Annotated in this window: 1 protein-coding gene; it reads left to right on the top strand. The window is 65.8% G+C overall.

What is annotated here, in order from left to right:
* The coding region (acs, locus tag KZZ07_RS26500) for an acetate--CoA ligase (protein ID WP_219519880.1) at positions 1–1,896 on the top strand (1,896 nt) is incomplete at both ends.

The raw sequence follows: 1,896 nt of genomic DNA, 5'->3' as shown, positions 1-1,896 counted from the left end.
GCCCACGTCGACGCGTCGCGGTATGACGAGATGTACGCGGCCTCGGTGTCGGACCCGGAGGGGTTCTGGGCGGAGCAGGCGCAGCGGCTGGACTGGATGAAGCAGCCGAGCGAGATCAAGAACACCGATTTCACGCTTGGCCAGGTCAAGATCGAGTGGTTCCGCGACGGCACGCTGAACGTCGCCGCCAACTGCATCGACCGGCACCTGGAGAAACGCGCCAACCAGACCGCCATCATCTTCGAGCCCGACGATCCCGAGGAACAGGCGCAGAGCATCTCTTACGCCGACCTGCACCGCCGCACCTGCCGCATGGCCAACGTCCTGGAGAGCATGGGCGTGCGCAAGGGCGACCGCGTCGTGATCTACCTGCCGATGATCCCCGAGGCCGCCTATGCCATGCTGGCCTGCGCCCGCATCGGCGCGATCCACTCGATCGTCTTCGCCGGCTTCTCGCCCGACGCGCTGAGCGCGCGGATCAACGGCTGTGACGCCAAGGTCGTGATCACCGCCGACGAGGCGCCCCGCGGCGGCCGCAAGACCCCGCTCAAGACCAATGCCGACAAGGCGCTGCTGCACTGCAAGGACAGTGTCAAATGCCTGGTGGTCAAGCGCACCGGCGGCCAGACCACCTGGGTCGACGGCCGTGACTTCGACTACAACGAGATGGCGCTGGAGGCCTCGGATTATTCCCAGCCGGCGGAAATGAGTGCCGAGGATCCGCTCTTCATCCTCTACACTTCCGGCTCCACCGGCCAGCCCAAGGGTGTGGTCCATTCCACCGGCGGTTATCTCACCTATGCCGCGCTCACCCATGAGGTGACCTTCGACTACCACGAGGGCGACGTCTACTGGTGCACCGCGGACGTGGGCTGGGTCACCGGGCACAGCTATATCGTCTACGGCCCGCTGGCCAATGGCTCCACCACGCTGATGTTCGAGGGTGTGCCCACCTACCCCGACGCCAGCCGCTTCTGGCAGGTCTGCGAAAAGCACCGCGTGACCCAGTTCTACACCGCGCCGACCGCGATCCGCGCGCTGATGGGCCAAGGGGACGATTTCGTAACCAAATGCGATCTAAGCTCGCTGCGCATCCTGGGCACCGTGGGCGAACCGATCAACCCCGAGGCCTGGAACTGGTACAATGACGTGGTCGGCAAGGGAAATTGCCCGATCGTCGACACCTGGTGGCAGACCGAAACCGGCGGCCACATGATGACCCCCCTGCCCGGCGCCCATGCGACCAAACCGGGCGCGGCGATGCGGCCCTTCTTCGGCGTGATGCCGGTGGTGCTGGACCCGCAGACCGGCCAGGAAATCGACGCCAGCCCGACCGAGGGCGTGCTGGCGATCAAGGACAGCTGGCCGGGGCAGATGCGCACCGTCTGGGGCGATCACGAACGCTTCGAAAAGACCTATTTCTCGGACTACAAGGGCTATTACTTCTCCGGCGACGGCTGCCGCCGCGACGCGGACGGCGACTACTGGATCACCGGGCGCGTCGACGACGTGATCAACGTCTCGGGCCACCGGATGGGCACGGCCGAGGTGGAATCGGCGCTGGTCGCGCATGAAAAGGTGGCCGAGGCGGCGGTCGTGGGCTACCCGCACGAGATCAAGGGCCAGGGCATCTACTGCTACGTCACCCTGATGAACGGCGTCGAGCCGACGGACGAGCTGCGCAAGGAGCTGCGCACCTGGGTGCGCACGGAAATCGGCCCGATCGCCTCGCCCGACCTGATCCAATGGGCCCCCGGCCTGCCGAAAACCCGCTCCGGCAAGATCATGCGCCGCATCCTGCGCAAGATCGCCGAAAACGACTACGGCGCCCTCGGCGACACATCCACCCTCGCCGACCCCTCCGTCGTCGACGACCTCATCGAAAATCGTATGAAC

Source organism: Mameliella sp. CS4, from assembly GCF_019392335.1.
Classification (GTDB): domain Bacteria; phylum Pseudomonadota; class Alphaproteobacteria; order Rhodobacterales; family Rhodobacteraceae; genus Antarctobacter.
The sequence above is the reverse complement of the archived record's forward strand: the minus strand, read 5'-3'. Positions and strand labels throughout refer to the sequence as shown.